Annotated in this window: 23 protein-coding genes; 15 read left to right on the forward strand and 8 right to left on the reverse strand. The window is 70.9% G+C overall.

Going from position 1 to position 23681, the window contains the following annotated elements; translation table 11 throughout:
* Positions 1–130: 130 nt before the first annotated feature.
* From ACFT4A_RS18485 to ACFT4A_RS18500, 4 genes are all read left to right on the forward strand, one after another.
* Positions 131–2404, forward strand: coding sequence for a GTPase domain-containing protein (locus tag ACFT4A_RS18485; RefSeq protein WP_382831335.1), 2274 nt, complete (start codon positions 131–133; stop codon positions 2402–2404).
* Positions 2401–3651 carry a hypothetical protein gene (locus tag ACFT4A_RS18490; protein WP_382831338.1) on the forward strand — a complete coding sequence of 417 codons (1251 nt, stop codon included), beginning with the start codon at positions 2401–2403 and terminating at the stop codon, positions 3649–3651. The genes ACFT4A_RS18485 and ACFT4A_RS18490 overlap by 4 nt, the downstream gene beginning before the upstream one ends.
* A 26-nt stretch (positions 3652–3677) precedes the next feature.
* Entirely contained in the window at positions 3678–4637 is a 960-nt protein-coding gene (locus ACFT4A_RS18495; protein WP_382831340.1) for a hypothetical protein, read from the forward strand.
* Between the two features lie 164 nt (positions 4638–4801).
* Positions 4802–5158, forward strand: a complete 357-nt coding sequence (locus ACFT4A_RS18500; protein WP_382831342.1) for a hypothetical protein — start codon at positions 4802–4804, stop codon at positions 5156–5158.
* 32 nt (positions 5159–5190) lie between these two features.
* Here ACFT4A_RS18500 and ACFT4A_RS18505 read toward each other — a convergent pair whose 3' ends face one another.
* On the reverse strand, positions 5191–6072 hold the full coding sequence (locus tag ACFT4A_RS18505) for a helix-turn-helix domain-containing protein (protein WP_382831345.1): 882 nt from the start codon (positions 6070–6072) through the stop codon (positions 5191–5193).
* Positions 6073–6289: 217 nt separating this feature from the next.
* Here ACFT4A_RS18505 and ACFT4A_RS18510 point away from each other — a divergent pair, with 217 nt between their 5' ends.
* Both ACFT4A_RS18510 and ACFT4A_RS18515 read left to right on the forward strand, forming a co-directional pair.
* On the forward strand, positions 6290–7183 hold the full coding sequence (locus tag ACFT4A_RS18510; protein WP_382831347.1) for a glycosyltransferase family 2 protein: 894 nt from the start codon (positions 6290–6292) through the stop codon (positions 7181–7183).
* A gap of 247 nt (positions 7184–7430) precedes the next feature.
* A complete protein-coding gene (locus ACFT4A_RS18515) occupies positions 7431–10469 on the forward strand; it encodes a BTAD domain-containing putative transcriptional regulator (RefSeq protein ID WP_382831350.1) in 3039 nt (1012 codons plus the stop codon).
* A 22-nt stretch (positions 10470–10491) separates the two neighbouring features.
* On the opposite strand, the gene ACFT4A_RS18520 is transcribed toward ACFT4A_RS18515, so the two are convergent.
* Both ACFT4A_RS18520 and ACFT4A_RS18525 read right to left on the reverse strand, forming a co-directional pair.
* Complete coding sequence (locus tag ACFT4A_RS18520; RefSeq protein ID WP_382831352.1) at positions 10492–12183, reverse strand: bifunctional 3'-5' exonuclease/DNA polymerase; 1692 nt, start codon at positions 12181–12183, stop codon at positions 10492–10494.
* An 81-nt stretch (positions 12184–12264) separates the two neighbouring features.
* Complete coding sequence (locus ACFT4A_RS18525; protein WP_382831355.1) at positions 12265–13008, reverse strand: Clp protease N-terminal domain-containing protein; 744 nt, start codon at positions 13006–13008, stop codon at positions 12265–12267.
* 74 nt (positions 13009–13082) lie between these two features.
* Here ACFT4A_RS18525 and ACFT4A_RS18530 point away from each other — a divergent pair, with 74 nt between their 5' ends.
* Positions 13083–14210 carry a DUF2786 domain-containing protein gene (locus ACFT4A_RS18530; protein WP_382831357.1) on the forward strand — a complete coding sequence of 376 codons (1128 nt, stop codon included), beginning with the start codon at positions 13083–13085 and terminating at the stop codon, positions 14208–14210.
* 7 nt (positions 14211–14217) lie between these two features.
* Here the strand turns inward: ACFT4A_RS18530 and ACFT4A_RS18535 are convergent, their stop codons facing one another.
* The 4 genes from ACFT4A_RS18535 to rpmB all read right to left on the reverse strand — a co-directional run bounded on the left by ACFT4A_RS18535 (position 14218) and on the right by rpmB (position 16725).
* Positions 14218–14760, reverse strand: a complete 543-nt coding sequence (locus ACFT4A_RS18535) for a DUF4232 domain-containing protein (RefSeq protein ID WP_382831360.1) — start codon at positions 14758–14760, stop codon at positions 14218–14220.
* A 105-nt stretch (positions 14761–14865) separates the two neighbouring features.
* On the reverse strand, positions 14866–15375 hold the full coding sequence (locus tag ACFT4A_RS18540; protein WP_382831362.1) for a hypothetical protein: 510 nt from the start codon (positions 15373–15375) through the stop codon (positions 14866–14868).
* A gap of 808 nt (positions 15376–16183) precedes the next feature.
* Positions 16184–16489 (reverse strand): 30S ribosomal protein S14, encoded by a 306-nt coding sequence (rpsN, locus tag ACFT4A_RS18545; RefSeq protein ID WP_382831365.1) that lies wholly within the window; start codon positions 16487–16489, stop codon positions 16184–16186.
* On the reverse strand, positions 16489–16725 hold the full coding sequence (rpmB, locus tag ACFT4A_RS18550; protein ID WP_382831368.1) for a 50S ribosomal protein L28: 237 nt from the start codon (positions 16723–16725) through the stop codon (positions 16489–16491). The genes rpsN and rpmB overlap by 1 nt, the downstream gene beginning before the upstream one ends.
* A gap of 64 nt (positions 16726–16789) precedes the next feature.
* Between rpmB and rpmG the strand changes: the two genes are divergently transcribed.
* The 5 genes from rpmG (at position 16790) to ACFT4A_RS18575 (ending at position 19514) form a co-directional block, all read left to right on the forward strand.
* Positions 16790–16954 carry a 50S ribosomal protein L33 gene (gene rpmG / locus ACFT4A_RS18555; RefSeq protein ID WP_184594658.1) on the forward strand — a complete coding sequence of 55 codons (165 nt, stop codon included), beginning with the start codon at positions 16790–16792 and terminating at the stop codon, positions 16952–16954.
* Positions 16955–16956: 2 nt separating this feature from the next.
* Entirely contained in the window at positions 16957–17214 is a 258-nt protein-coding gene (locus ACFT4A_RS18560) for a type B 50S ribosomal protein L31 (protein WP_382831370.1), read from the forward strand.
* Between the two features lie 3 nt (positions 17215–17217).
* Positions 17218–18438, forward strand: a complete 1221-nt coding sequence (locus tag ACFT4A_RS18565) for a CobW family GTP-binding protein (protein ID WP_382831373.1) — start codon at positions 17218–17220, stop codon at positions 18436–18438.
* A gap of 6 nt (positions 18439–18444) precedes the next feature.
* On the forward strand, positions 18445–18681 hold the full coding sequence (gene rpsR, locus ACFT4A_RS18570; protein WP_382831375.1) for a 30S ribosomal protein S18: 237 nt from the start codon (positions 18445–18447) through the stop codon (positions 18679–18681).
* Between the two features lie 614 nt (positions 18682–19295).
* A complete protein-coding gene (locus ACFT4A_RS18575; RefSeq protein WP_221299255.1) occupies positions 19296–19514 on the forward strand; it encodes a DUF397 domain-containing protein in 219 nt (72 codons plus the stop codon).
* Positions 19515–19608: 94 nt separating this feature from the next.
* On the opposite strand, the gene ACFT4A_RS18580 is transcribed toward ACFT4A_RS18575, so the two are convergent.
* On the reverse strand, positions 19609–20112 hold the full coding sequence (locus tag ACFT4A_RS18580; protein ID WP_382831378.1) for an ATP-binding protein: 504 nt from the start codon (positions 20110–20112) through the stop codon (positions 19609–19611).
* Positions 20113–20455: 343 nt separating this feature from the next.
* On the opposite strand from ACFT4A_RS18580, the gene ACFT4A_RS18585 reads away from it, so the two are divergent.
* The 3 genes from ACFT4A_RS18585 (at position 20456) to ACFT4A_RS18595 (ending at position 23581) form a co-directional block, all read left to right on the forward strand.
* Positions 20456–21280 carry a helix-turn-helix transcriptional regulator gene (locus ACFT4A_RS18585; protein ID WP_215124307.1) on the forward strand — a complete coding sequence of 275 codons (825 nt, stop codon included), beginning with the start codon at positions 20456–20458 and terminating at the stop codon, positions 21278–21280.
* 132 nt (positions 21281–21412) lie between these two features.
* Positions 21413–22876, forward strand: coding sequence for an aldehyde dehydrogenase family protein (locus ACFT4A_RS18590; RefSeq protein WP_382831380.1), 1464 nt, complete (start codon positions 21413–21415; stop codon positions 22874–22876).
* Positions 22877–23131: 255 nt separating this feature from the next.
* The gene (locus ACFT4A_RS18595) at positions 23132–23581 is read left to right on the forward strand and encodes a nitroreductase family deazaflavin-dependent oxidoreductase (protein ID WP_382831383.1); all 450 of its coding nucleotides are present in this window, start codon (positions 23132–23134) and stop codon (positions 23579–23581) included.
* The last annotated feature ends 100 nt before the right edge of the window (positions 23582–23681 follow it).

Raw genomic sequence — 23681 nt, forward strand, 5'->3', positions numbered from 1 at the left:
GTCGAGGTCACGTGGGCTCGGCGCGCTTTTTCATGGTGCTTCGGGGGGCAGTTGCAGGCGCGGACAGGGTGATGGCGGCTGTCTTGCACTCAGTACCTTGCGCACGGCTGGTACGCCACGAGGGGGAGCAGTGGGGGAAGTCTCGGGTCGCGTCGAAGCGCTTGTGGCCGCACGGCGCGGCCGACTGGGAGAAATCGATGCTGAGATTGCCGAATGGTCAGAGGCCGAAGCGGGCCTCGCCAGGCTCGCGCAGTCGCTCGATGAACCAGTGGATCACCAGGTCGTCGGCCTCGCCGCAGACCATGCCGCAGGCGCCATAACAGATCACGCTGTCGTTCTGGATCGGCTGAGGAGCGACGTGTCGGCAACGCTGGAAGATCTGCGGGCGGCGCGCAGTCGTTTTGCCCGACCCACGATCAATATCGGTGTGAGCGGCAAGGCCAGGGTCGGGAAGAGCACACTCCTGCAGAGCGTTTCAGGGCTGACGGACGACCAGATACCGACCGGACCGGACGTACCGGTAACCGCCGTGCGCAGTCGAATCATGCAGAGCGATCGACAGCGCGCTGTGTTGCACATGCACAGCGTCGAGTCCTTCCTCGCCGACGTCATCGCCCCCTACCACCGGGATCTGGCCCTGGACGGCATACCGCGCACACTGGCGGACTTCCGCGGCTGGGCCTACCCCAAGCCGGATCGCGACACTCCCGCTGAGCACAGCAACAACGCCAAGCTGGTGACCCTGCTGGGCATGCAAGAGTCGCTCGATTCGTACGCCGACCTGCTTACCGGCAAGGAGGTGGAGCGCGGTCTGGAAGGGCTGAGACCCTACATCGCCTACCCGACGAGCGAAGACGTTGTGGCCGGTACGACGTACCGGCCCCACTTGGCCGTGCGCGAGGCAGTGATCGAAAGCTCCTTTCCGCACAGCGACGTCGCGCGTCTGGTCATCGTCGACCTGCCGGGTCTCGGGGAGGTGGTGGCAGATGCCGACGAGCGACATGTGCGCAATCTGCGGCATGACGTGGACGCCGTACTGCTTGTCGTACGTCCGAGCTCCACTGCGGCCTATTACGGCGATTCCGATGACAAGGCGCTCAAGCTCTTGGACAAGGCCAGGGGCCATGTACGGACCCCGGGTGACTACGTCTACTTCGTGATCAACCACGGCGGGGAGGCCCCCGGTCGGATCGACGTGCTGCGGAACCATCTGCACTCTCAGGTGAACGCCGGTACCGACGGCGGGTTCTACGAGGTTCTGGAGACGAACGCCGTCGACCCCGATGCCGTGAACCAGACCCTGCTCATCCCGCTGCTGGACACGCTGTCGCGAACTTTGCCGAAGATGGACGACGAGGTGTTCGCCGGGGTGATGGCGAGGGCCGGGGCCACCGCCCGCCGGATCGACGAAACGCTGCCCTTGCTGGTTGCCGAGCAGGCCGACCCCGCCGAACTGGCGCACAAGGCCCCGGAACTGCTCCAGCGGCGGGCGTCCGAGCTGCGCTGGAAAGTGGACCAGGGCCTACGCGAAGTGGTCGAAGAGCTGTGGCGCGCCGCCCACCGGGACGGTGTGGACGAACGGTACACCGACGCGGTGGAGGCCGTATTCAACGAGGTGCGCGAGTGGGCGGAGGACGGCTTCGGACTCGGCACGGCCCGCTGGCAAGAAGAGGCACAGCTCAGCATGCCCACCGAACATGCCGCCTCTCCGTTCATCGTCGAGGAAATGCACCGGGTCCGAGTCGAAGTCACTCGACGGTTCCGGGCACTCGACGGCTTTTTCCACGAGCAACTGGCGCGCATCTGGGACCAGATCGCCGCTGCCTTCCGCGGTGCCTGCGAGCCCCTGGTGGAGGGGGAGCACGGAGAGCAGGCGTTGCGCAATCTGGAAGCTCGTCTGCGTAGGTCGTCGTGTCCCGTGTTGGCGGACGCCGTGCACGATCTGTTGCAGACCCGGCTGGACTATCGGACGCATCTCCATCCTCGTGTGCGTGAGGAACTGGACGGGTTCAACTTCGAGGGCGTCGATCCGGACACCGGCCGGCCCAGGGTGGCACTCCTGGTGTCGGCGGACGAGACCGGAGTCGAACTGCTCGAACAGCAACTCCGCGAACGGATTCACAAGGCGGCCTTCGAGACCATGGTCGCCCTCCAGCGCGAAGCCGTGCTGCCCGCTCTGGTGCTCTACGCGGCGGTGAAGCAGTTCGAGGACGAGTTGATTCTCTCGGGCGACTCGCGGCGGGAGTTCTTGCGGCTGGCCCGCAGCAACCGCGATGTCCTGTGGCCCGATGACTTCCGCCAGTTGGATGCCGCCACGAAGCAGGCGCAGGATCTGGCCGAAATCGCGCGCAGGGTCAGCGAAGGTCTTGCCCGGCGAGCCCGGCAAGGGGGTGACGGCGTATGAGCAGCGACAAGGTCGCCTTCGAAATCGGCCTTGTCGGCCCGAGCGGCGTCGGCAAGACCTCCTTGATCAGTGCCGTGTTCCTCGCCGGTCAGGACATGCTGGCGGGAAGCGGTGTCACGATCGTCGCGGACGACGAGCCGACCGCGGGCCTGATGGCGGATCACGCTCATGCGCTGGCCGGCGTGGTCCAACGCGGCCAGTTCGTGAGCGAGTCGCTCGCATCGAACGTGTCCGTCGTGGACTTCCGTCTGCGGCTCGACCCGGGTCTGCCCGACGGCGGCATCGCCCTGCACCTCAAGGACTATCCGGGCGGCTGGCTGGACCCCAAGATGCGCGGCGAGAGCACCTACGTCAAGCAGGCCTGGGAGCCGCTGCAGGACTTCATGCTGCGCAGCTCCGTGATGCTGGTGCCGGTCGAGGCGCCTCCGCTCATGGAAGCCGTCACACCGCGCCAGAACAGGGCCGTACCTCTGATGCTGCGCCTGCACGACACCATGCAGGTGCTGCGCATGTGGGCCAGGGGACGCGCGGCCGCGCCGGACTCGCCGGCCCTGGTGGTTTTCGTGCCGGTCAAGTGTGAGACGTACGTCCGCCGCCAGGATGACGGCCACCATGTTCGCGGCGCTGATCGCTCGGCCGAGCTCTACGAGCGGTTTCGCACCACCTATGCCGACTGCATCAAGGCGGTGCGCATGGAGGCCCCGCACGTCGGCATGCTCTACACGCCCATCGACACCCTTGGCTGCGTGGACCGCACCTATGTCACGTGGCCGCCCGACCCTGACACCGGGGTGCGGTGCGAATCCCATTTCCGCATCGTCAACGACGGCAAACGCGATATTCGCGGGGTCGACGACCTCCTCATCGCCCTCTGCCGCACGCTTGCCGAGGCCCGCCAGAAGGCCGAGCAGAACCATGGGCGGGCACTCACCGAGCAACATCGATCCGTCCAGTCCTATGCGGACCGGGACCGTGGCCTTGTGGGCAACTTCTTCCGCGCTGCGGACAACGTCGTCGCCGGATGGATCGGCCAGTCCGAACTCATCAGGCTGACCGAGCCGAACGGGCCGTTTCCCCTCCTCAGGTGGTTGCGCGGAGTCGGTCTGAGCCAGTCCGTCCGTGACCAGCACGTCGCCGACCAGGTCGGCCGTGAGCGTCTGCAATCTCTGGAAGCCCTCCACAACCTGCAGTCGGTCATCGACGACCTGGCCAAGCGCGGATACAGCGATCGGGTTCGGCGTCTGTGAGCGGGCAGCGGCGCAGTGGAGGGCCCATGGACGTGCACATCAAGATGCGCGGCGAGGGCCTGAATGAGGAGTACGACTTCCTCGGCGGCGAGCCGGACAGGGAGTGGTGGCTCGACCTCGCGGGTCTGGTGAACTGGAACAGGCAGGGGCTCTGCGTGCAGGCCCGCTCCGGCGACTGGTCGGTGTACCTGTCCCCGATCCCCTCGGGACGGCAGGACGCCCGGGGACGCCGGCGCGAGTTCCAACTCGCCCTCAACGGTGTTTGCGGCCAACCAACCGTGACAGCCGTCGTACTTCCCTTGCTCGCCCTGTGGCTGGAAGAAGTGCCGGGCGCGAAGGGCACCTCGCGCCTTGCCGACGCGCTCTGTCATGAGTTCCCCGATGAGGCAATCAGCCGTCTGCGAGGGAAGCACACCCCGAACCACCGCGGAGAGACGAGGCAACGATTCGACGCAGCGGTGGAGAACCTGGACCTGAACCCGTCCCCCTCGGCCTGCACACAGCCCAAGGGAGTCCTTTCTGAGGTGTGGTGGGGCGTGCACGAACACGCGAAGGACCGGCGCGGTTTCCTGGAGAGAGTGTCACGCCTGCTTTCTGGAAGTGAGGAAGGCATCGCAGTCCTGGGCAACCTGGTCTACGAATCGGATGCGAAGAACGATTTCGCGGATTCCAGCTCCGTGACCAGGCTCCGCGCGGCCTGGCCGGACGCCGCGGTGACCCTGCTCGTACGCCCCGGCCGGCGCCCCCCAGTTCCTGCTCGCCCTGGATCCCCTCCGGTGTCCTCCTCGCCGGGAGGAGAGGTGGGGCGGGGAAAAGGGCCGGCGGCGCCGACACCGGTGACCGCCACCCCGAAACCCCGGACAGACGAGCAGACCTCACAGGGGACGGACACCGAGCGACTCCTCCGACGGATGGCGTGGAGCTGCGCGGGGGTGGCGATGCTGTTCATCACGATCTTGGTGCTGGTGGTCTTGCTGATTCTGTAGGCCAAGCAGGCAAGGGAATACCGGACATCGGCCATGGGTACCGGCCGGGTTGGCGACACATGGGGCTGGGGCCGGACGGTGCAAAGAACAATCCGTGGAAGGTCGTCGAATGGCAGCCTGGAACTTCTGGCTATGAGTGCCACCTGGTGCCCTCTGGTCCCACGGTGGAGACCGACCCGAATGCTGCCGTACTGCGGATCACCTCGTTGGAGAAGGTTGACGCCGTATTCGGGGCCGTGCCCGCAGATTGGTTCGACCCACAGGTCCTGTCGTCATATCTGCCGATCCGGGGAAAGTATCGGCGCTTTGTCGAGTCGTTGATCAGTGTGACGCCCCAAGCAATGCGGGAGGGGATGTGGCAGTGGCATGCGCAGGTTGAACTGATCCTGACCTACCGGGATGGTCGCCGTACAAAGGCTGTGAGTAAAGAGGCCAATCTGCGCCCGCAGAGCGGCGATCTTGTTTTTGTTGTCACCGATTCGCCTGGGTTTGAGCGTCGCATCGAGGTTGCACTGTGGTAGCGAATCCCGAAGGCGGCTCCACTGGGTTCGTGTCAGGGGGAGGCTTCGCGCTCCACCGGGAGCCACAGTTCGGCGTCAGCCTCCCGGCCGTCGGGGGACAGGTGGGTGCGGAGGATCTCCGGGCCGGGGCGGCTGCGGTACGGGTTGGACGGGAACCACTCGGTGAAGACGTCTCGCCAGAGGTGCTGGATGGCCTGGGGGGCCGGGCCGGAGGTGGTGAAGACGGCCCAGGTGCCGGGCGGGACGGGGAGGGCGGTGGTGCCCTCCGGGGCTGAGGTCGGGGTCGGGGATGTGGTGATCACGGCGTGGTAGTAGTCGAGTTCCGTGCCCTCCGCGCGGCTCGGGTCCAGGTCGTCGCAGACCGCGACGATGCCCTGGGGGTCCTGGTCGGAGAGTTTCTTCAGGTGTTCCAGGGCCTGCTTGTCGAGGCCCCGGACGAAGTCGATGAGCGACTCGTTGGGGCCTGAGTGGACCAGGGGGATCCGGGCCTTGAAGCCGGTGACGGTGAAGGCCGGACGGTCCACCACTCGGTAGTGCATGCTGCTGTTCCCTTCGACGGTGAGGCGGAAGGCCAACCGGGGCTGGGAGACGAGCGCGGCGCCGGTACGCCGGGCCTCGCCCGGGCCCACGCCGTGCATCGTGCGGAACGCCCGCGCGAACGCCTCGCCGGAGCCGTAGCCGTAGCGGATCGCGATCTCCAGGAGCGTCGCGTCCCCCGACAGCACCTCCGCGCCCGCGACCGTCAGCCGGCGGCGGCGGATGTACTCCGACAGCGGCATGCCGGCCAGCGCGGAGAACATGCGACGCAGGTGGTACTCCGAGGTGCACGCCGTACGGGCCAGGTCCGTCACGTCGACGCTGTCGCCGAGGTTCCGTTCGATCTGGGCCATCGCCTGGTTGAGCCGGTCCAGCACGTCCGGTCTCCTTCCTTTCGTGCTCTCACGCTAGGCAGCGCGGGTCCTGCCGCACCCGACATCCTGTGCCCGCTCCGGTCGGGTGCCGCTCGGGTGCGGCCTGCGCTGAACGGCGTAGGCGAACCGCCGTCCGGCAGGCGTCTTTAAGGGGTCCCTACCGTGAACGGTTAGCATCGCCGGTCAGTCCGTCCGCTGCCGACCGGGACGAGGTGAGGACATGGGGGCGCCCAGGATCGCCGTCGCCGTGGTGACGATGGGCAATCGGCCCGAGGAGGTCGACGCGCTGCTCCGTTCCGTGGCCAAGCAGGACGTGCCGCCCGAGCGGATCGTGATCGTCGGCAACGGCTGCCCGCTGCCCGAGTTCGCCCGGCGGCTGTCGCTGCCCGGTGAGGTCACGCCCGTGGAGCTCGACGAGAACCTGGGGTGCCCGGGGGGCCGGAACGCTGCCCTGGCGCGGCTGCGGGAGTTCGGTGACGTCGACGTCGTCGTCGATCTGGACGACGACGGGCTGCTCGTCGACGCCGATGTGCTGCGCCGTGTGCGGGACCTGTACGCCGCCGACGAACGGCTCGGCATCGTCGGGTTCCGCATCGCCGACGAACTCGGTGAGACGCAGCAGCGGCACGTGCCCCGGGTGGGTGGTTCGGACCCCCTGCGGGGCGGTTACGTCACCGGGTTCCTCGGTGGCGGGCACGCGCTGCGGATGGCGATGCTCGACGAGGTCGGCGACTGGCCCGCCGAGTTCTTCTTCGCCCATGAGGAGACCGACCTGGCCTGGCGCGCGGCCGACGCGTGCTGGCACATCCTCTACGCGCCCGAACTGCTGCTCCAGCACCCGAAGACCTCGCCCGCCCGGCACGCCATCTACTACCGCGTGAACGCCCGCAACCGGGTCTGGCTGGCCCGGCGCCGGCTGCCGGTCGCGCTCGTCCCCGTCCATCTGGGCGTGTGGGTGCTGCTCACCCTCGCCCGGAACCGTTCCGCCGCGGGGCTGCGTGCGTGGTTCGGCGGATTCCTGGAAGGCGTACGGGAGCCGGCGGGGGAGCGGCGGCCCATGCGCTGGCGCACGGTGTGGCGGCTCACGCGGCTGGGGAGGCCGCCCGTCATCTGACGGCCGGAGCCGCGGTGGCGGGGCGGGAGTTGAGTGGGCCCCGGCCGTTCACCTCCGCCGACCGGGACCCGGAACCGGCCGTGGCGGCGACACTCCCCCGAGTGGCGCGCCGAGACGCGCACGCCGCCCGGCCAGATCCGACGTAGTGATCACATCAGGTCGCGCCAACGGATCGCTAACATATGGCCAACAGTCAGCCAGGGGGCGGACATTCGTCGAGGGCGGTGGCACGGGAAGGCGGGGAGCGATGGCGGCATCTCCCTGCTCGGGCCGTGACGAGAGCGCGGCGGGCTCCGGGGAGCGGTGTGCGCTGCGGTTCGGGTTGCTCGGGCCGCCGGGGCTCTACGGCGACGGCGGCGGAGGCGGCCGGAGCGAGGCGCGGGGCATCGCGAGCCCCAAGGTCCGGGTGCTGCTCGCCGCGTTGCTGCTCGACGCCGGGCGGGTCGTCTCCGCCGAGTCGCTCAAGGACGCGCTGTGGGGCGGGGCTCCGCCCGCTTCCGCCCAGGCCTCGCTGCACAATCACGTGGCCCGGCTGCGGCGGTTGCTCGACGATCCCGAGCGGCTGCGGACCGTGCCGTCCGGGTATGTGCTGCGCGTCGACGAGGGCGAGTTGGACGTCCATCTGTTCGACGCCCGGGTCGCCGCGGCGCGGGCCGCGCACGCCGGACGGGACTGGGAGCGGGTCGTCCGCGTGTGCGCTGCCGCGCTCGCGCTGTGGCGGGGCGCACCCCTCGCCGGGCTGCCGTCCGAGGTGGGCGGATACGCCTTCGCGCAGCGGCTGCGCGAGGCACGGCTGCTGCTCCTGGAGTGGCGCCACGACGCCGAGTTGGCCCTGGGCGGCGCGCGGCTCGACGGGCTCGTGCCGGAGCTGGCGGAGCTGACCGCCGAGCATCCGCTGCGGGAGGCGTACCACCGGCAGCTCATGCTCGCCCTGCACCGCACCGGCCGCACCGCCGAGGCCCTGGCCGTCCATCACCGGCTGCGCACCCGCCTCGTCGACCGGCTCGGCATCGAGCCGGGGCCGGGGGTGCGCGAGGCGCATATGGAGGTGCTGCGGGGGGCCGTGGGGAGCGGTGGCCCGGATACGCCACCCTCGCCTGCTCAACTGCCGCCACCGCCCGCGCATTTCACGGGGCGGGCCGGAGTGCGCGACTCACTGCGCCGGGCCCTCACGGCACCAGGGCCCCATCCCACCGCCGTCCTCAGCGGCATGGCCGGTGTCGGCAAGAGCGCGCTCGCGCTGCATGTCGCGCACGAGCTGGCGGAGCGTTTCCCCGAGGGGCAGCTCTACCTCAATCTGCACGGTGCCACCCCGGGCATGGCTCCCCTCACCCCCGGCCAGGCGCTCGCCGCCCTGCTGCGTGATCTGGGCGTCGAGCCCTGCCGTATCCCCGAATCACCGGACGCGGCAGCGGCATTGCTTCGGTCCCTGCTCGCGCCGACCCGCACGCTCCTGGTGCTGGACGATGCCGCTAGCGCCGCGCAGGTACGGCCGCTGCTGCCCGGCGGTGCCCGGTGCGCGGTGATCGTGACCGGCCGTTCGCCGCTGACCGCCCTCGACGGCGTGACCCGCTTCCCGCTCGCCCCGCTGACGGACGAGGAGAGCGCCGAACTCCTGCGCAGGGCCTCGGGCCGGGCCGACCGGCACCGTCCGCAGGGCTCTGACCCGGGCACTCTCGATGCCCGCCACCCCCTCGTCGCCCTCACCGGCCGGCTCCCGCTGGCCCTGCGGGTCGTCGCCGCCCGGCTCGCCGCCCGGCAGGCCCTCACCCCGGACGTCCTCGCCGGTCAACTGGCCGCCGCCGACGAGCGGTTGCATCATCTGGAGTACGACGACCTGAGCGTCCGCCGGTCCCTGGCCGTCGCGCACGACGCGCTCGCCGCCTCCGAGCGCGAGGCCGACCGGGACGCGGCCCTCGCCCTGCGCCGTATCGGCGCGCTCGACCTGCCCACGTACGGCGTCCCGCTGCTGGCCCGTCTCACCGGCACGGGCGAACGGCGTGCCGAGGCCGCGCTCGACCGGCTCGTGGACGTCGCCCTGCTGGAGGAGACGGCGTACGGCCGGTACGAGCCGCACGACCTGGTGCGTGTCTTCGCGCGGGAACGGGCCGGTGAGACGGCCGGTGAGACGGCTGGTGAGGGTGCCGGCGGTGACATCGCCGAGACGGCCCTGCGGTGGTACGCCGCCGTCGCCGAGCGCGTTCTCGTCGCGATCGTCGAGCCCGGGCTCGATCAGGACGACCGCCGCCGGCCCACCGCGGGCACGCCGCACGGGCACGTGCCCGCCCACGCCGTCGCCCCATTCGACAGCCGTGAGGAGGCCTTCGCATGGGCAGACAGGGAGCTGGCGAACCTCGTCACCCTGGTCGGGCGGCACGCGGACGACCCGTGCCGGCGGCGGGCGGGGCTGGTCTCCGCCGTCGTCCGGCTGATCTTCCCCTACGCACACCGCAGGGGCCGCGTCGCCGAGATGGAGGTGCTCGGATGGGCCGGCCTCGCCGTGGCGCGGCGGCTCGGTGACCGGGCGGCGGAGGCGTGCGCGCTGGTCGACCTCGCCGGACTGCACTTCCTGACCGGCCGGCAGAACGAGGCCCTCGACCTCAACGACCGTGCGCTGGACATCTGGCAGCGGCTGGACCACCTCTCCTGGATCCGCCGCTGCCTCAACAACCGCGGGCTGCTGCTCGACGGGCTCGGCCGGCACACCGAGGCGGGCGAGGCGCTGCTGCTGAGCCTGGAGTACGCACGGCAGCTGGACGACCCGTACGGCGAGGCCGTCACCCACAGCCACCTCGGCAACCTCTACGAGCACACCGACGCGCGGGCCGCCATCGAGCAGCACCGGCGGTCGCTCGCCATCGGGGACGCCATCGGCGCCGTCATCGTGCGGCACTCCGCGCACTGCAACATCGGCTACGCCCATCTGCGGCTCGGCGAACCGGCCGCGGCCCTTCCGCACTTCGAGGAGAGCCTGCGCATCCTCGGCAGCCAGGGCGACTGGCACGGCGAGTCCCAGACCCGGCTCGGGCTGGTCCGTGCCCTGCGGCTGCTGGGCCGCACCGGGCGGGCCGCCCACGAGTGCGCCGAGCTGCTGGACCGGGCCGATGCCCGCGCCGACCGCTACACCGGAGGTCTCGCCCGCCACCAGCGTGGGCTGCTGCTGCGGGAGCGGGGGCGGCCTGAGGCGGCGCACGAGGAGTGGCGCTCGGCGCTCGCGGCACTGGACGGGACGGACGAGCAGACGGTGGTCACGGAACTCCGCGCACTGCTGGCCCCTGCCGACTGATCAACCGGCCGGTGCCGGGGCGTCACTTGGCGTCCGCGTAGCACTCCACCACCGCCGTGGTGAACGGAAACCGCACCGGGGTCTCGCCGAAGGTCAGCCGGCCGGCCAGGGCCGCGGCCTCCTGGATCGCCGCCACGACCGCCTCCGTCTCCTCCTCGGGGCAGTGCACGATCACCTCGTCGTGCTGGAAGAAGACCAGCTCGGCCGCGAGGTCCGCGCAGGTCTTGCGCAGCGCGGCGAGCAGGAGCAGGGCCCAGTCGGCGGCGCTGCCCTGGACGACGAAGTTGCGGGCGAAGCGGCCGCGGGCGCGGGCGTTGGTGGAGGCGTAGCCGGGCACCCAGGGGGCGGCGGTGTCGGGGTGGTCGTCGTCGGCGACGGGGATGCCGGCCTCCTCCGTCCCGTCGTCCGTCGCCCGGGCCGCGGGCGGGCAGGTCCGGCCGAGCCAGGTGCGGACGAGCCGGCCCTCCTCGCCGGCCCGGGCCGCGTCGTCGACGTACGCCACCGCCCTGGGGAAGCGGCGTCTGAGCGCGGCGAGGTTCTTCAGGCCGTCGCCGGAGGTCTGGCCGTAGACCGCGCCGAGCACGGCGAGTTTGGCCTGGGCGCGGTCACCGGAGAAGGCGCGGTCGGAGACGGACTGGTACAGGTCGCTCTCCCGGCCCGCCACCTCCATCAGCCCGGGGTCGCGGGAGATCGCGGCGAGGACGCGTGGTTCCATCTGGTCGGCGTCGGCGACGACGAGCCGCCAGCCGGGGTCGGCGACCACGGCCCGCCGGATCACCTTGGGGATCTGGAGTCCGCCCCCGCCGTTGGTCACCCAGCGTCCGGTCACCGTCCCGCCCGCCAGGAACTCGGGTCTGAACCGCCCCTCGCGCACCCAGTCCTGGACCCAGGACCAGCCGTGGGCGACCCAGATGCGGTACAGCTTCTTGTACTCGATCAGAGGCTTCACGGCCGGGTGGTCGACCGTCTCGATCTCCCAGCGGCGGGTCGAGGAGACCTTGATCCCGGCCTGCGCGAAGGCCTTGATCACGTCGGCCGGCAGGTCGGGCCGCACCCGGCGGCCGAACGCCGTGGACACCTCGTCGGCCAGTTCGGCCAGGCGGCGGGGCTCGCCGCGGCCCGCGTACCGCTCGCCCAGCAGGTCGTGCAGCAGCGCGCGGTGTGTGTCGGCGCGCCAGGGCAGCCCGGCGCGGTTCATCTCGGCGGCCACCAGCATGCCCGCCGACTCGGCGGCCGTGAGCAGCCGCATGCGGTCGGGATGCTCGGCGCTCGCGTGCCGCCGCTGCTGTTCCGCGTAGACCTCCAGGAGGTCCGGCAGAGGAAGAGGGACGCCCTGCGGCTCGAACAGGGAGGACTGCGAGCCCGGTTCGGCGGAGCGCTGGGGCGGATCGGGCGGTACGGGGCCGCCGCGCAGCCGGGCCAGGGCGGCCGCGGCCGAGCGTGGTTCCCCGTACCGCCCCTCGTGGCCGAGGAGGAGTGTCTCGGCGGCCTCGACGTCGTAACACCGCTCGACTCGCACCCCCGTGGCGAGCAGGCGCGGGTAGACCTCGGCGGTGGACCGCCACACCCACCGCGTGACGCCGGGACGGCTCCGCACGGCCTCGGCGGGATCCGTCTCCCGCCGCACCGGCCCGGTGGGCAGCCCGTCCGGACCGAGGGGGGCGACGTCCGCGCCACCGTCCTCGGCCGGAGCGAGCGCCCACCGGTCGGTCATGCCGTGAGTCTGTCAGGGGGGTCTGACAACGCCCCCTCGAACGCCCCCGACCGCCGCCCCGTCCGGCCTCGTCGGGCCTTGTCACGACTCGTCCGGCGTCTCCTTCCGCGCCAGCATGATCTTCTCCAGCACCGTCACGACGTACTGTTCGGTCTGCTCCTTGCCGATGCCGAGCCCGCTGAGGACGCCCTCGCCGTTCTCGTGCTCCAGCAGGGCCAGCAGGATGTGCTCGGTACCGATGTAGTTGTGGCCGAGGCGCAGGGCCTCGCGGAAGGTGAGCTCCAGGACCTTCTTGGCGGCCTGGCCGTACGGCACGAGCTCCGGGGCCTCCTCGACGGCGGGCGGGAGTGCCGCCGCGGCCGCCTCGCGCAGGGCGTCGAGGGTCACGCCCTGGACCGTGATCGCCTTCGCGGCGAGACCCTCCGGCTCGGCCAGCAGCCCGAGGACGAGGTGCTCGGGCAGGCCCTCGGCGTTGCGCGCGGACCTGGCCTCGTTGTGCGCGGCCATCACCGTGTTGCGGGCGCGGGGCGTGTAGCGGTTGAAGCCCTGGCTCGGGTCGAGGTCGGCCGACTCCTTCGGCACGAAGCGCTTCTGCGCGGCCTGCCGGGTGACCCCCATGCTCTTGCCGATGTCCGTCCACGAGGCGCCCGAGCGCCGCGCCTGGTCCACGAAGTGGCCGATCAGGTGGTCGGCCACCTCACCGAGGTGATCGGCGGCGATCACCGCGTCCTGGAGCTGTTCGAGGGGTTCCTGATGAACCTTCTTGATCGCCGCGATCAGGTCGTCGAGGCGCACGGATGACGTGATGTCGGGATTCGTCGTCATGGTGTCAACCGTAGGTTGCGCTCTCGGGGGTGTCAACCGTGAGTTGACAGTCGAATGCGTGGCACCATCGGGCCGTGAGCAGTACGTCCTTCACCGTCGACCGCGCGTTCGAAGCCGCCCTGTACGCGACCGGCGAGACGGCCCTCGACACCGGCGCGTCCCTGCTTGCCTCCGACCCGACGGCGGATGCCGAACTCGCCCGGCGCGGGGAGGAGTTCGTCGCGGCGTCCTGGCGGCGCGGCTGGCAGCCGGCCGATGTCGTACGGATCGTCCGGAGCGAGCTGGAGGACGTCCATGTGCTGCTCGTGGCCGGGCTGATCCGGGCGCAGGCACCCGGCGATCGGGCCCGCGGCCGCCGCTGGAGCGCGCAGCTCGCGGAACTCCCCGCCGACGCCCCGCCCCGCACCGACCGCTTCTCGCACGCCACCGCCGTGCTGGAGCTGTACCGCCTGCTGCTGCGGCTGCCCGCCCTCGAGGCCCTCGACCAGAGGGCAGGGGAGGCGGCCGGTGGGGCGGCCGGTGGGGCCAGGACCGAGTCCCGCATGCTCACCCGTATCCGTGCCCTGCTCGCCAAGGCGGAGGCCACCGGGTTCCCGGAGGAGGCGGAGGCGCTCAGCGCCAAGGCGCAGGAGCTGATGGCCCGGCACAGCGTCGACGAGGCGCTGCTCGCGGCGCGTGCGCCCTCGCCCGACACCCCCGGCGCCTGCCGGATCGGTGTGGAACCGCCGTACGAGCAGGCCAAGGCGGTGTTGCTGGACGCCGTCGCCTCCGCCAACCACTGCCGCGCGGTGTGGAACGAACCCTTCGGATTCTCCACCGTCGTCGGCTTCGAAACGGACCTGGAGGCGGTCGAACTCCTCTACACCTCGCTCCTCGTGCAGGCCACGACCGCGATGACGAAGGCGGAGGCCGCTCAGCGCGCGGGGGGCCGCAAGCGCACCAAGACGTTCCGGCAGTCCTTCCTCGCGGCCTACGCCCACCGCATCGGCACCCGCCTGGCGGAGGTGGCCCAGGCCCAGGTGGCCGACGATCTGCTCCCGGTCCTCGCCTCCCGCGATGTCGCGGTCACCGGACGGCTGGACCGCATGTTCCCGGAGACGACCACGACCCGGCTGCGCGGTGTGCGCGACGCGGCGGGCTGGACGGAGGGCGCGCAGGCGGCCGACCGGGCCCAGGTCGGGCACCGGCCGCCGCTGCGCTGACCCGCTGTCAGTCGCCCGAGGACTCGAAGCCGCTCACCGAGGCCTCGGCCGCGCCGCTCTCCCCGTCCTTCCGGGCGACCTCTCCGTACGGCCACGTCAGGGTGTGCGCGTTCTTGGTGGCGCCGGGCAGGGTGAAGGACGCCTTCCGCACGGGGAGGCTCTTGGCGGAGCCCGCCTCACCTCGGACGTAGGTGATGGTGAAGGACGTGGTGCCGCCCTTGCCGAGCGTGAGCGGCTGGGCCTTCACGCCCTCGTCCGGGGACACGGACGTCGTGCTGTCGTCGGCCATCAGGTCCACGCCGGGGAAGCCCTTCAGCGTGCACTGCGCGCCCTTGTTCGTGAGCGTCACGGTGACGGTGCCGGTGTCCCCGGCGGCCGGGGCGGCGCCGGCCCCGACCTTCACGCCCATGTCGCCGAGCGCGCAGGCCGAACCGGCCGGCCGGTCCGCGTTCTTGACGTCGTCGGCTCCGGCCCCGTCGTCGTCGCAGGCGGTCAGCAGGAGCGTCCCGGCGAGGGCGGCGGCCAGGGCGAGGGGAGGAAGGGTGCGCATGGGGACCTCTGGTGCGTGATGGCGGTGAGCGGTTCCGATGGATGGATCATCTCGGACGGACGGACCCTCACGCACCCGGGCAGGCCGCGCCCCGCGGTCGCACTCCTACCCGAGGCCCGCCGTGGGCAGTCCGGTCGGCAGCTTGCCGCCCTCGGTCCGGGTGTACGTCTCCGCGCCGAGGCCGCCCTCCCAGGTGACCTTCAGGCTGGTCTTGTTCACGGAGTCGACCATGGCGGTCGTGCGGTCCTTGCTGCCGCCCGTGCACTTCAGGCGGATCATCCGCATCCCGGACTCCTCGCCGGCGGTGCCGCTGCACACGCTCCCGCCGGTGGCGAAGAGCGCGGCCTGCTTGCCGGTGATCACCAGGGCCACGGCCTTGCCGTCGGTCGTCGCGAGCCAGCTGCCGGCCAGCGTGTCGGAGCCGGAACCGGAACCGGAGCCGGAGCCGGAGTCGCCTGATTCGCCGCCGGTGTCGGCGGACGCCGAGGCGGACGGGGCCGGGCTGGACGCGGAGTCGTCCCCGGAGTCGCCGTCACTGCTGCACGCGGTCAGCGCGAGCGCCAGCCCCGCGGCCGCCGCCGCGACGCGCACGGCGTCCGAGCGACGCCAGAACATCACCGAAGTCACTGCAAGCCCCCAACCTGTAGCCGGCCGATCCCTGTCCCGGAACGACCGAAGCAAGCTACCAGGACCGGTCAAGAGCCCCGGGGGACGACCCCACCCGGCTCTTACCGGCTGGCTGGCCTACGGGGGTGCCCCGCGCGTCGTGGCTCCTACCAGGACGTCCGACCTATGGAGGCGCCTCCCTCCCTGGGGTCCGGCTGACCGGGCCCTTCCGGCCGTGAGGGGTGCGCGGGGTGTCCGGGCGCCAGTGGAGAGGCTGCCCGGGGCGGCATGGGTCAGCCCGGGGCGGCAGGGGCGGCCGGGGTGCGATCACCGGGACGGCCCGTCGACGTGGGGCGTCCCCGGCGTCTGGCTCTTGCCCAGACAACCGGCCCACGGGGGGCCTCGGGGGTCCGGGCGCCAGAGAGCAGGCGGTCCGGGTGGCGCTGGCGGTCTGAGTGCTCTCACTGGGGTGGCCAGCCGGCGAGGGGCGTCCCCGGCGTCTGGCTCTCCGCCGAGATGACCGGCCCGTGAGGGGCGTCCCGGGTGTCCCGGCGCCAGCGGGCAGGCGGCCCGGGTGGCACCGGTGGCCGAAGTGCTCTCACCGGACGGCCGGCCGACGCGGAGCGGCCCTGGTGTCTGCCTCCCCCGGGACGACCACCCCACGGAAGCCCTCCGGCCGTCCGCCCCTCACCTGGGCATCCGCCCCGGCGGAAGCCCTCGGGTGGTCCGGCCTTCACCTGGGCATCCGCCCCGGCGGAAGCCCTCGGGTGGTCCGGCCTTCACCAGGACACCCGCCCCCCAGGGCCGCCCCCCCGCCTCACCAGGAAGACTTCCGCACCCCCGGCAGATACCCCGCATGCGCCTGCCCCCGCAGACTCACCCGGGACAGCCCGAACGCCCTGAAGTAGCCGCGCGGCCGGCCGTCCACCTGGTCGCGGTTGCGTACGCGCGTGGCGCTCGCGTCGCGCGGTTGCCGGCGCAACTCCGCCTGGGCGGCGAGGCGTTCCGCCTCCGTCGATGACGGGCGGCGGACGATCTCCTTCAGTTCGGCGCGCCGGGCGGCGTACCGGGCGACGATCTCCTGTCGCTTGTCGTTCTTCGCGATCTTGCTCTTCTTCGCCATCAGACCTTCACTCCCCGGGCGCGGATCCGGGCGACGGCCGCCTCGACTCCGATCGTGTCGACGGTCTTGACCGCCCTGGCGCTCAGCCGGAGGCGGACGTAGCGGCCCTCGCTCGGCAGCCAGTAGCGCTTGGACTGGATGTTGGGGTCGAACCGGCGGGACGTGCGCCGGTGGGAGTGCGAGATGCGGTTGCCGAAGCCGGGCCGGGAGCCGGTCAGCATGCAGTGCGCGGACATGGTGGTGACGTACCTCTCTGACTCAGGAGATGTAAATGGAATTCATTTTCAGTAGTGTAGCGGCATGGCACGCAACGAACTCCGGCCGGTCATCAAGCTCCGGTCCACCGCCGGAACCGGCTACACCTACGTGACCCGCAAGAACCGCCGCAACGACCCGGACCGCATGACCCTGCGCAAGTTCGATCCGGTCGCCGGCCGCCACGTCGACTTCCGAGAGGAGCGCTGACCATGCGCGAGGGACTCCACCCGGAGTACGGCCCCGTCGTGTTCCGCGACCGTGCCGCGAACTACGCCTTCCTCACCCGCTCGACGCTCTCGGCCACGACGAGCGAGAAGACGATCGAGTGGGAGGACGGCCACACCTACCCGGTCGTCGACGTCGAGATCTCCGACGTCAGCCACCCCTTCTACACCGGCACCGCCCGCGTCCTGGACACGGCGGGACGCGTGGAGCGCTTCGAGCGCCGGTACGGAAAGAAGGGCTGACCGGTGACTGACCCTTCCGGTCCCTCCAACCCCTCCGGCCTCTCCGTCGTCATCGTCGGCGGGCTGCACGCCGACGCCCGCAGGGCCGCCGTCGCACGGCTGCTCGCCGACGTGCCCGGCAGTGTCGCCCTCCACCACGACCTCGCCACGGCCGCGGCCGGCACGGTCGTACGGACCGTCCGGGACGCCACCGGCCTCCTCGACGCGGGGGAGGCGCCGCTCGTCAACGACTGTGCCTGCTGCGCCCTGCGCGAGGACCTGGTCCCGGAGCTGGGGCGGCTCGCCGACGCCGGGCGGACGCCGCTGGCCGTCGTCGAGCTGTGGGACTCCGTCGAGCCCAAGGCGATGGCCGAGGTCGTCACGGCCGGCGGGCTCACCGTCACCGGTGTGCTCACCGCCGTCGACCCGGCCCTGGTCCTGCCGTACCTTGGCAACGGCGACGACCTGGCCGACGGCGGTCTCGCCGCCGCCGCGACCGACCAGCGCACGGTCGCCGACACCTTCGCGCGTCAGCTGGAGTACGCCCCCGTCCTCGCGGTCGCCGACTCCCCGGAGGCCGACGACGAGGACCGCGAGCTGCTCGCCCAGCTGCACCCGACGGCCCGCCAGGTCTGGATCGGTGAGGGCGTCCCGGCGGACACGGCCGCCGACGGGCTCACCGTGCCCGCCCCGCGCCGCCGCCCGCTGACCCCGCTGGCCGAGGCGGCCCTGGCCGGCTTCGACGTGGAGGCCGCGGCCGCCGCCCAGCACCCGGCCTGCGCCCTGCTGCCCGCCGAGGCCGACGCGCACGGCGTCTCCACCCTGGTCTGGCACCGGCGCCGCCCCTTCCACCCCGAGCGCCTCTACGCCGCCCTGGAGGACCTGACCTGCGCGGCGGCCCGCAGCCGGGGCCGGTTCTGGCTCGCCGACAAGCCCGACACGCTGTTCCACTGGGACGCGGCGGGCGGGGCCCTGTGCGTGGAGAGCGCAGGCCCCTGGCTCGCCTCCCTGCCGGACGCGGCCTGGGAGATGGTCCCGCCGGTGCGCCGCGCCGCCGCCGCGCTGGACTGGCACCCCGAGCACGGCGACCGCGGCCAGCACCTCGTCTTCACCTCGCCCGGCCTCGACCGGGACGGTCTGGAACGGCTGCTGGAGTCCTGCCTGCTGACCGATGCCGAGTACGCCGCCGGGCACGAGGCCTGGCAGCGGCTGCCGCATGCCTTCGACACCCTCCTGGAGGTCTGATCCCCGATGCCCCGCAAGTCCGACCGCAGGCTCCCCGCCAAGAACCGTCCCAATCCGCTGGACCAGGCCGGGATCACGTACATCGACTACAAGGACACCGACCTGCTGCGGAAGTTCATCTCCGACCGCGGCAAGATCCGCAGCCGCCGGGTCACCCGGGTGTCGTCGCAGCAGCAGCGGCAGCTGGCCAAGGCGATCAAGAACGCGCGCGAGATGGCGCTGCTGCCGTACGCCTCCCGCTGACCGTACGCCTCCCGCTGAGGGGATCGGCCCGGGTGAGGTTCCCCACGCTTGACGCGTGGGGGACCTCATGCCTGCCTCCGGGGCCTTCATCAGGTGCACGCCGGGCGGCCCGGCCGGGCCGGTTGGCCCACCGGATGTCCGCCGATGATGCGACCCGGACACCGGCCCGGAGCATGACGCCTCGCTCCTGCGAGCGGCCCATTTCTTCCTGATCCCGCAGGTCACGGTCGTCTTCCGCATCGAGCCCGGCCCGCTGCCGCCCGTCCCCGGCCCGCGCGCCGCCAGCTCCCCCTTCTCCGTCGCGGCCCCCGCCGGGCCCCTCGCCCCCGCCGCCGAGCGGATGCTCCGCCTCCACCGGACCTCCGCCGAACCCGCCGACTTCCCCGTCGGCCTCCGGGAACGCGCGACAGGGCAGGGCCGTCAAACATGCAAGGGCTCGGGTCAAGCGGTCGCCGAAGCTGTAACCGCAGGACCACCCCGCGTGCACGTGCATCTGCTCATGCATCCGCACATGAACAGGGCTATGATCCGGGTCAGTTGACCACTGCATCAATGGCCACATAAGCCAGTGCACCACCGGGGAGCGACCTGTGGACCACGACGTGTACAACGGGATGGCGGCCGCCGGGCTGAACGGTGTGGCCTGGCAGAAGAGCCGGCACAGCAACTCACAGGGCTCGTGCGTGGAGTTCGCCCGACTCCCGGGCGGGGAGGTCGCCGTACGCAACTCGCGCTTCCCCGACGGGCCCGCGCTGGTCTACACCCGTGCGGAGATCGAGGCGATGCTGCTGGGTGTGAAGGACGGCGAGTTCGACCACCTGGTGGGTGGCTGACGCGTGCGGCAGACCCCCTATAAACCGGGGGTAATCGGAAATATACGCGCTGTAACGCGCGTAGAACCGCGACGCCAGGAAGCGCCGCGGTTTCTTATTCGCTGCCGGGTCGAGGCAGCCGGAACAGCGCCCAGACCACCTTGCCGCTGAGTGCGCCGGCGAGCGGGTGCCAGCCCCAGCTGTCGCTGAAGGAGTCGACGAGGAACAGCCCGCGGCCCGACTCGGCCGAGAAGTCGTCGGTCTCCCGTGCGACGGGACTGTCGTGACTGGGGTCGCGTACCGCGCACACCAGGCGCTCGGTCCAGCGCATCAGGTGCAGCCGCACCGGAGGCTCCCGGCCCGCGGCGCACGCGGTGTTGGCCGGCAGGCCGTGCCGCAGGGCGTTGGTGACAAGCTCCGAGACCACCAGACAGACGTCGTCGAAGCGGTCGCCCATGTCCCATTGGTCGAGGGTGGAGCGGGTGAACCGCCGTGCGTCGCGCACCGCTTCGTAGCGGGCGGGCAGAGCGCAGGAGGCTGCGTCGGACACGGCCGCTGGATCAAGCGGCGGAAGGCCCTGCCGTAACGGCTCGAGCATGGTTGATCCATTCGTCCCCATGCGAGGCACTCCCGGGAATTCGCGGTCGGTGCGATGCGGCGGTGGTGCGGCACCATGGTTTCGGATGCGTTCAGCAGATGCAAGGGCAGATGCACGTGCACGTGACCGGAATGAGCCGTCCCGTACCGCTTGTTGGTCAATTTTTCCGTCATCTTCGCGTCTCTCTCAAGCCGTTCGCATGCCTCCTTCTTGCATTCGCGCGCGTGCGTTCTCCGATGCGATTCCGTTTCCGTAACCGGACGAGTACTGCTCGGAGTGTTTTAGTGGCAGACTTCGGCCCCTGAAGACGTTGGGGAGGCTGGCGAACGTGAGCGCGGGAGAGCCGGGATCGGTGGTGCGGCGCATGCTGCTCGGATCACAACTCAGGCGTCTGCGTGAGGCGCGGGGCATCACGCGCGAGGCGGCGGGCTACTCGATCCGCGCCTCCGAGTCGAAGATCAGCCGGATGGAGCTGGGCCGGGTGAGCTTCAAGACGAGGGACGTCGAGGACCTGCTCACGCTGTACGGCATCACGGACGAGCAGGAGCGCGCCTCCCTGCTGTCCCTGGCGAAGGAAGCCAACGTCGCCGGCTGGTGGCACAGTTACTCCGACGTGCTGCCCAGCTGGTTCCCGACCTACGTCGGCCTGGAGGGCGCCGCCTCGCTGATCCGGGCGTACGAGGTGCAGTTCGTGCACGGCCTGCTGCAGACCGAGGCGTACGCCCACGCGGTGGTCCGGCGGGGCATGCAGGGCGCGAGCGAGGCCGATGTCGAACGGCGGGTGGCGCTGCGGCTCGAGCGGCAGAAGTACCTCGTCGACGAGCGGGCTCCCGACTTCCACATCATCCTGGACGAGGCCGCCCTGCGCCGTCCGTACGGCGACCGCGAGGTGATGCGCGGCCAGCTCCAGCACCTCATCGACATCTCCGAGCGGCCCAATGTGCGGCTCCAGGTCATGCCGTTCAGCCTCGGCGGCCACTCCGGCGAAAGTGGCGCGTTCACGATCCTCAGCTTCCCGGAGTCCGACCTCTCGGACGTCGTCTATCTGGAGCAGCTCACCAGCGCGCTGTATCTCGACAAGGCCGAGGACGTCGCCCAGTACGAGAAGGCGCTCAAGGAGCTGCAGAGCGACAGCCCGGGCCCCTCCGAGAGCCGGGATCTTCTCCGGGGGCTCCTCCAGCTTTCCTGAAGGGGCAGCTTTCCTGAAGGGTCCTCAACTCTCCTGAAGCTCTCCTCCAACTCACCTCAAACGCAAGTACGATGACGTGTGATCAGATCGTGAAGAAGCGATCAGAGGTCTGCTTAGGGATCGAGGGATCACATGTCGTCGTCCTACTTCACCGACCTTGCACAGCAGTACATCGACGGTGAGTGGCGCCCGGGTACCGGCTCCTGGGACATCATCGACTTCAACCCGTACGACGACGAGAAGCTCGCGTCGATCACCATAGCCACGGCCGACGAGGTCGACCAGGCGTACCAGGCCGCGGCCCGTGCCCAGAAGCAGTGGGCGGCGACCAATCCGTACGCCCGCCGTGCCGTCTTCGAGAAGGCCCTGCGCCTGATCGAGGAGCGCGAGGCGGAGATCTCCGAGGCCATCATCGCCGAGCTCGGCGGCACCCGGCTGAAGGCCGCCTTCGAGCTGCACCTCGCCAAGGAGTTCCTGCGCGAGGCGGTCCATCTGGCGCTGCGCCCCGAGGGCCGGATCATCCCCTCGCCGGTGGACGGCAAGGAGAACCGCGTCTACCGCGTGCCGGTCGGCGTCGTGGGTGTGATCAGCCCCTTCAACTTCCCGTTCCTGCTGTCGCTGAAGTCCGTCGCCCCGGCGCTCGCGCTCGGCAACGCCGTGGTGCTGAAGCCGCACCAGAACACGCCGATCGTCGGCGGTTCCCTGGTCGCGAAGATCTTCGAGGACGCGGGGCTGCCCGGCGGTCTGCTGAACGTCGTCATCACCGACATCGCGGAGATCGGCGACGCCTTCATCGAGCACCCGGTCCCCAAGGTCATCTCCTTCACCGGCTCCGACACGGTCGGCCGGCACGTGGCGACCGTCTGTGCCCGGCTGTTCAAGCGCTCGGTCCTCGAACTGGGCGGCAACAGCGCGCTGGTGGTCCTCGACGACGCCGACATCGACTACGCGGTGGACGCGGCCGTCTTCAGCCGGTACGTCCATCAGGGCCAGGTCTGCATGGCCGCCAACCGCGTCCTGGTCGACCGGTCGGTCGCGGACGAGTTCACCGAGAAGTTCGTCGCCAAGGTGAAGACCCTCAAGGCGGGCGACCCGCGCGACCCGGCAACCGTCATCGGCCCGGTCATCAACTCCTCGCAGGCGGACGCCGTCTCCGGCGTGGTCGAGCAGGCCCTCGCCGAGGGCGCCACGGCCCTGGTGCGCGGCGGGCGGACCGACAATCTCGTCGAGCCGTCCGTCCTGACCGACGTCCCCGCCGACTCGGCGCTGCTGAGGCAGGAGGTCTTCGGCCCGGTCGCGTTCCTCGTCCCGTTCGACGGCGAGGAGGAGGCCGTACGCCTCGTCAACGACACGCCGTACGGCCTGAGCGGCGCCGTCCACACCGGGAACATCGAGCGGGGCGTGGCGTTCGCCCAGCAGATCGACACGGGCATGTTCCACGTGAACGACGGCACCGTCCACGACGAGCCCATCGTCCCCTTCGGTGGCGAGAAGCACTCGGGCATCGGCCGGCTCAACGGCGAGACGATGCTCGACTCGTTCACCACGACCAAGTGGATCTCGGTGCAGCACGGGCGCAGCGGGTTCCCCTTCTAGAACGGCTCTGTCAGGCCGGTACGGGCGGTCGAGGCTGACTCGAGAAGCGGTCGAGAGCGCCTGGCCGCTGTCCGGAACTCGTTGCGTGGGGCCGGTCCGGCGCAGCATGCTCATACCGCGTCCGTCAGGGCAGCCGGAAGCAGTCATTCAGGTCAACTCCCTCTTGAATCACGTGATTTGAGGGGGAGTGCTGGGTGATACTCAAATTGGAGTATCCGGTGGTACGTTGTGCGCACCGACGGACGGAGTGAGTGCATGCACGAACAGGACGAGGTGCTCGACAGCCCGACCGGCTGGGTCGCTACGCATGTGCGTCGCTACGTGGCCAGCGAGGGTTCGAAGGGGCACATCTGGTACGGCAAGCCCACGTTGCTGCTGACCACGCGGGGACGCAGCTCGGGGGCGCTGCGGCGGACCGGACTGATCTACGGGGAGGATCAGGGCAACTACGTCGTCGTCGGGTCCAACGGCGGATCCGACCATCATCCTCACTGGTATCTCAACCTGCTGGCGGAGCCGCGGGTGCGAGTGCAGGTGGCCGCGGACACGTTCGAGGCGGTCGCCAGGGAGGCGGAAGAGGGGGAACGGGATCGCCTGTGGGAGGCGATGACCGTGATTTTTCCGCAGTACAAGAGCTACCGGAAGAAGACCGACCGGAAGATCCCCGTCGTCGTGCTGGAGCCACAGGAGCCCGCACAGGACTGAGGGGTGTCCGACGCCTCCGGTGAGGAGGCGGCTACGGCGATGCTCGGGGGAGTGCGCGTCGGTCGAGGACCCGGTTCGACCCGGGTCCCGCGCGCGGACG

The sequence above is a fragment of the Streptomyces sp. NPDC057099 genome, assembly GCF_042671245.1.
Classification (GTDB): Bacteria; Actinomycetota; Actinomycetes; order Streptomycetales; family Streptomycetaceae; genus Streptomyces; species Streptomyces purpurascens.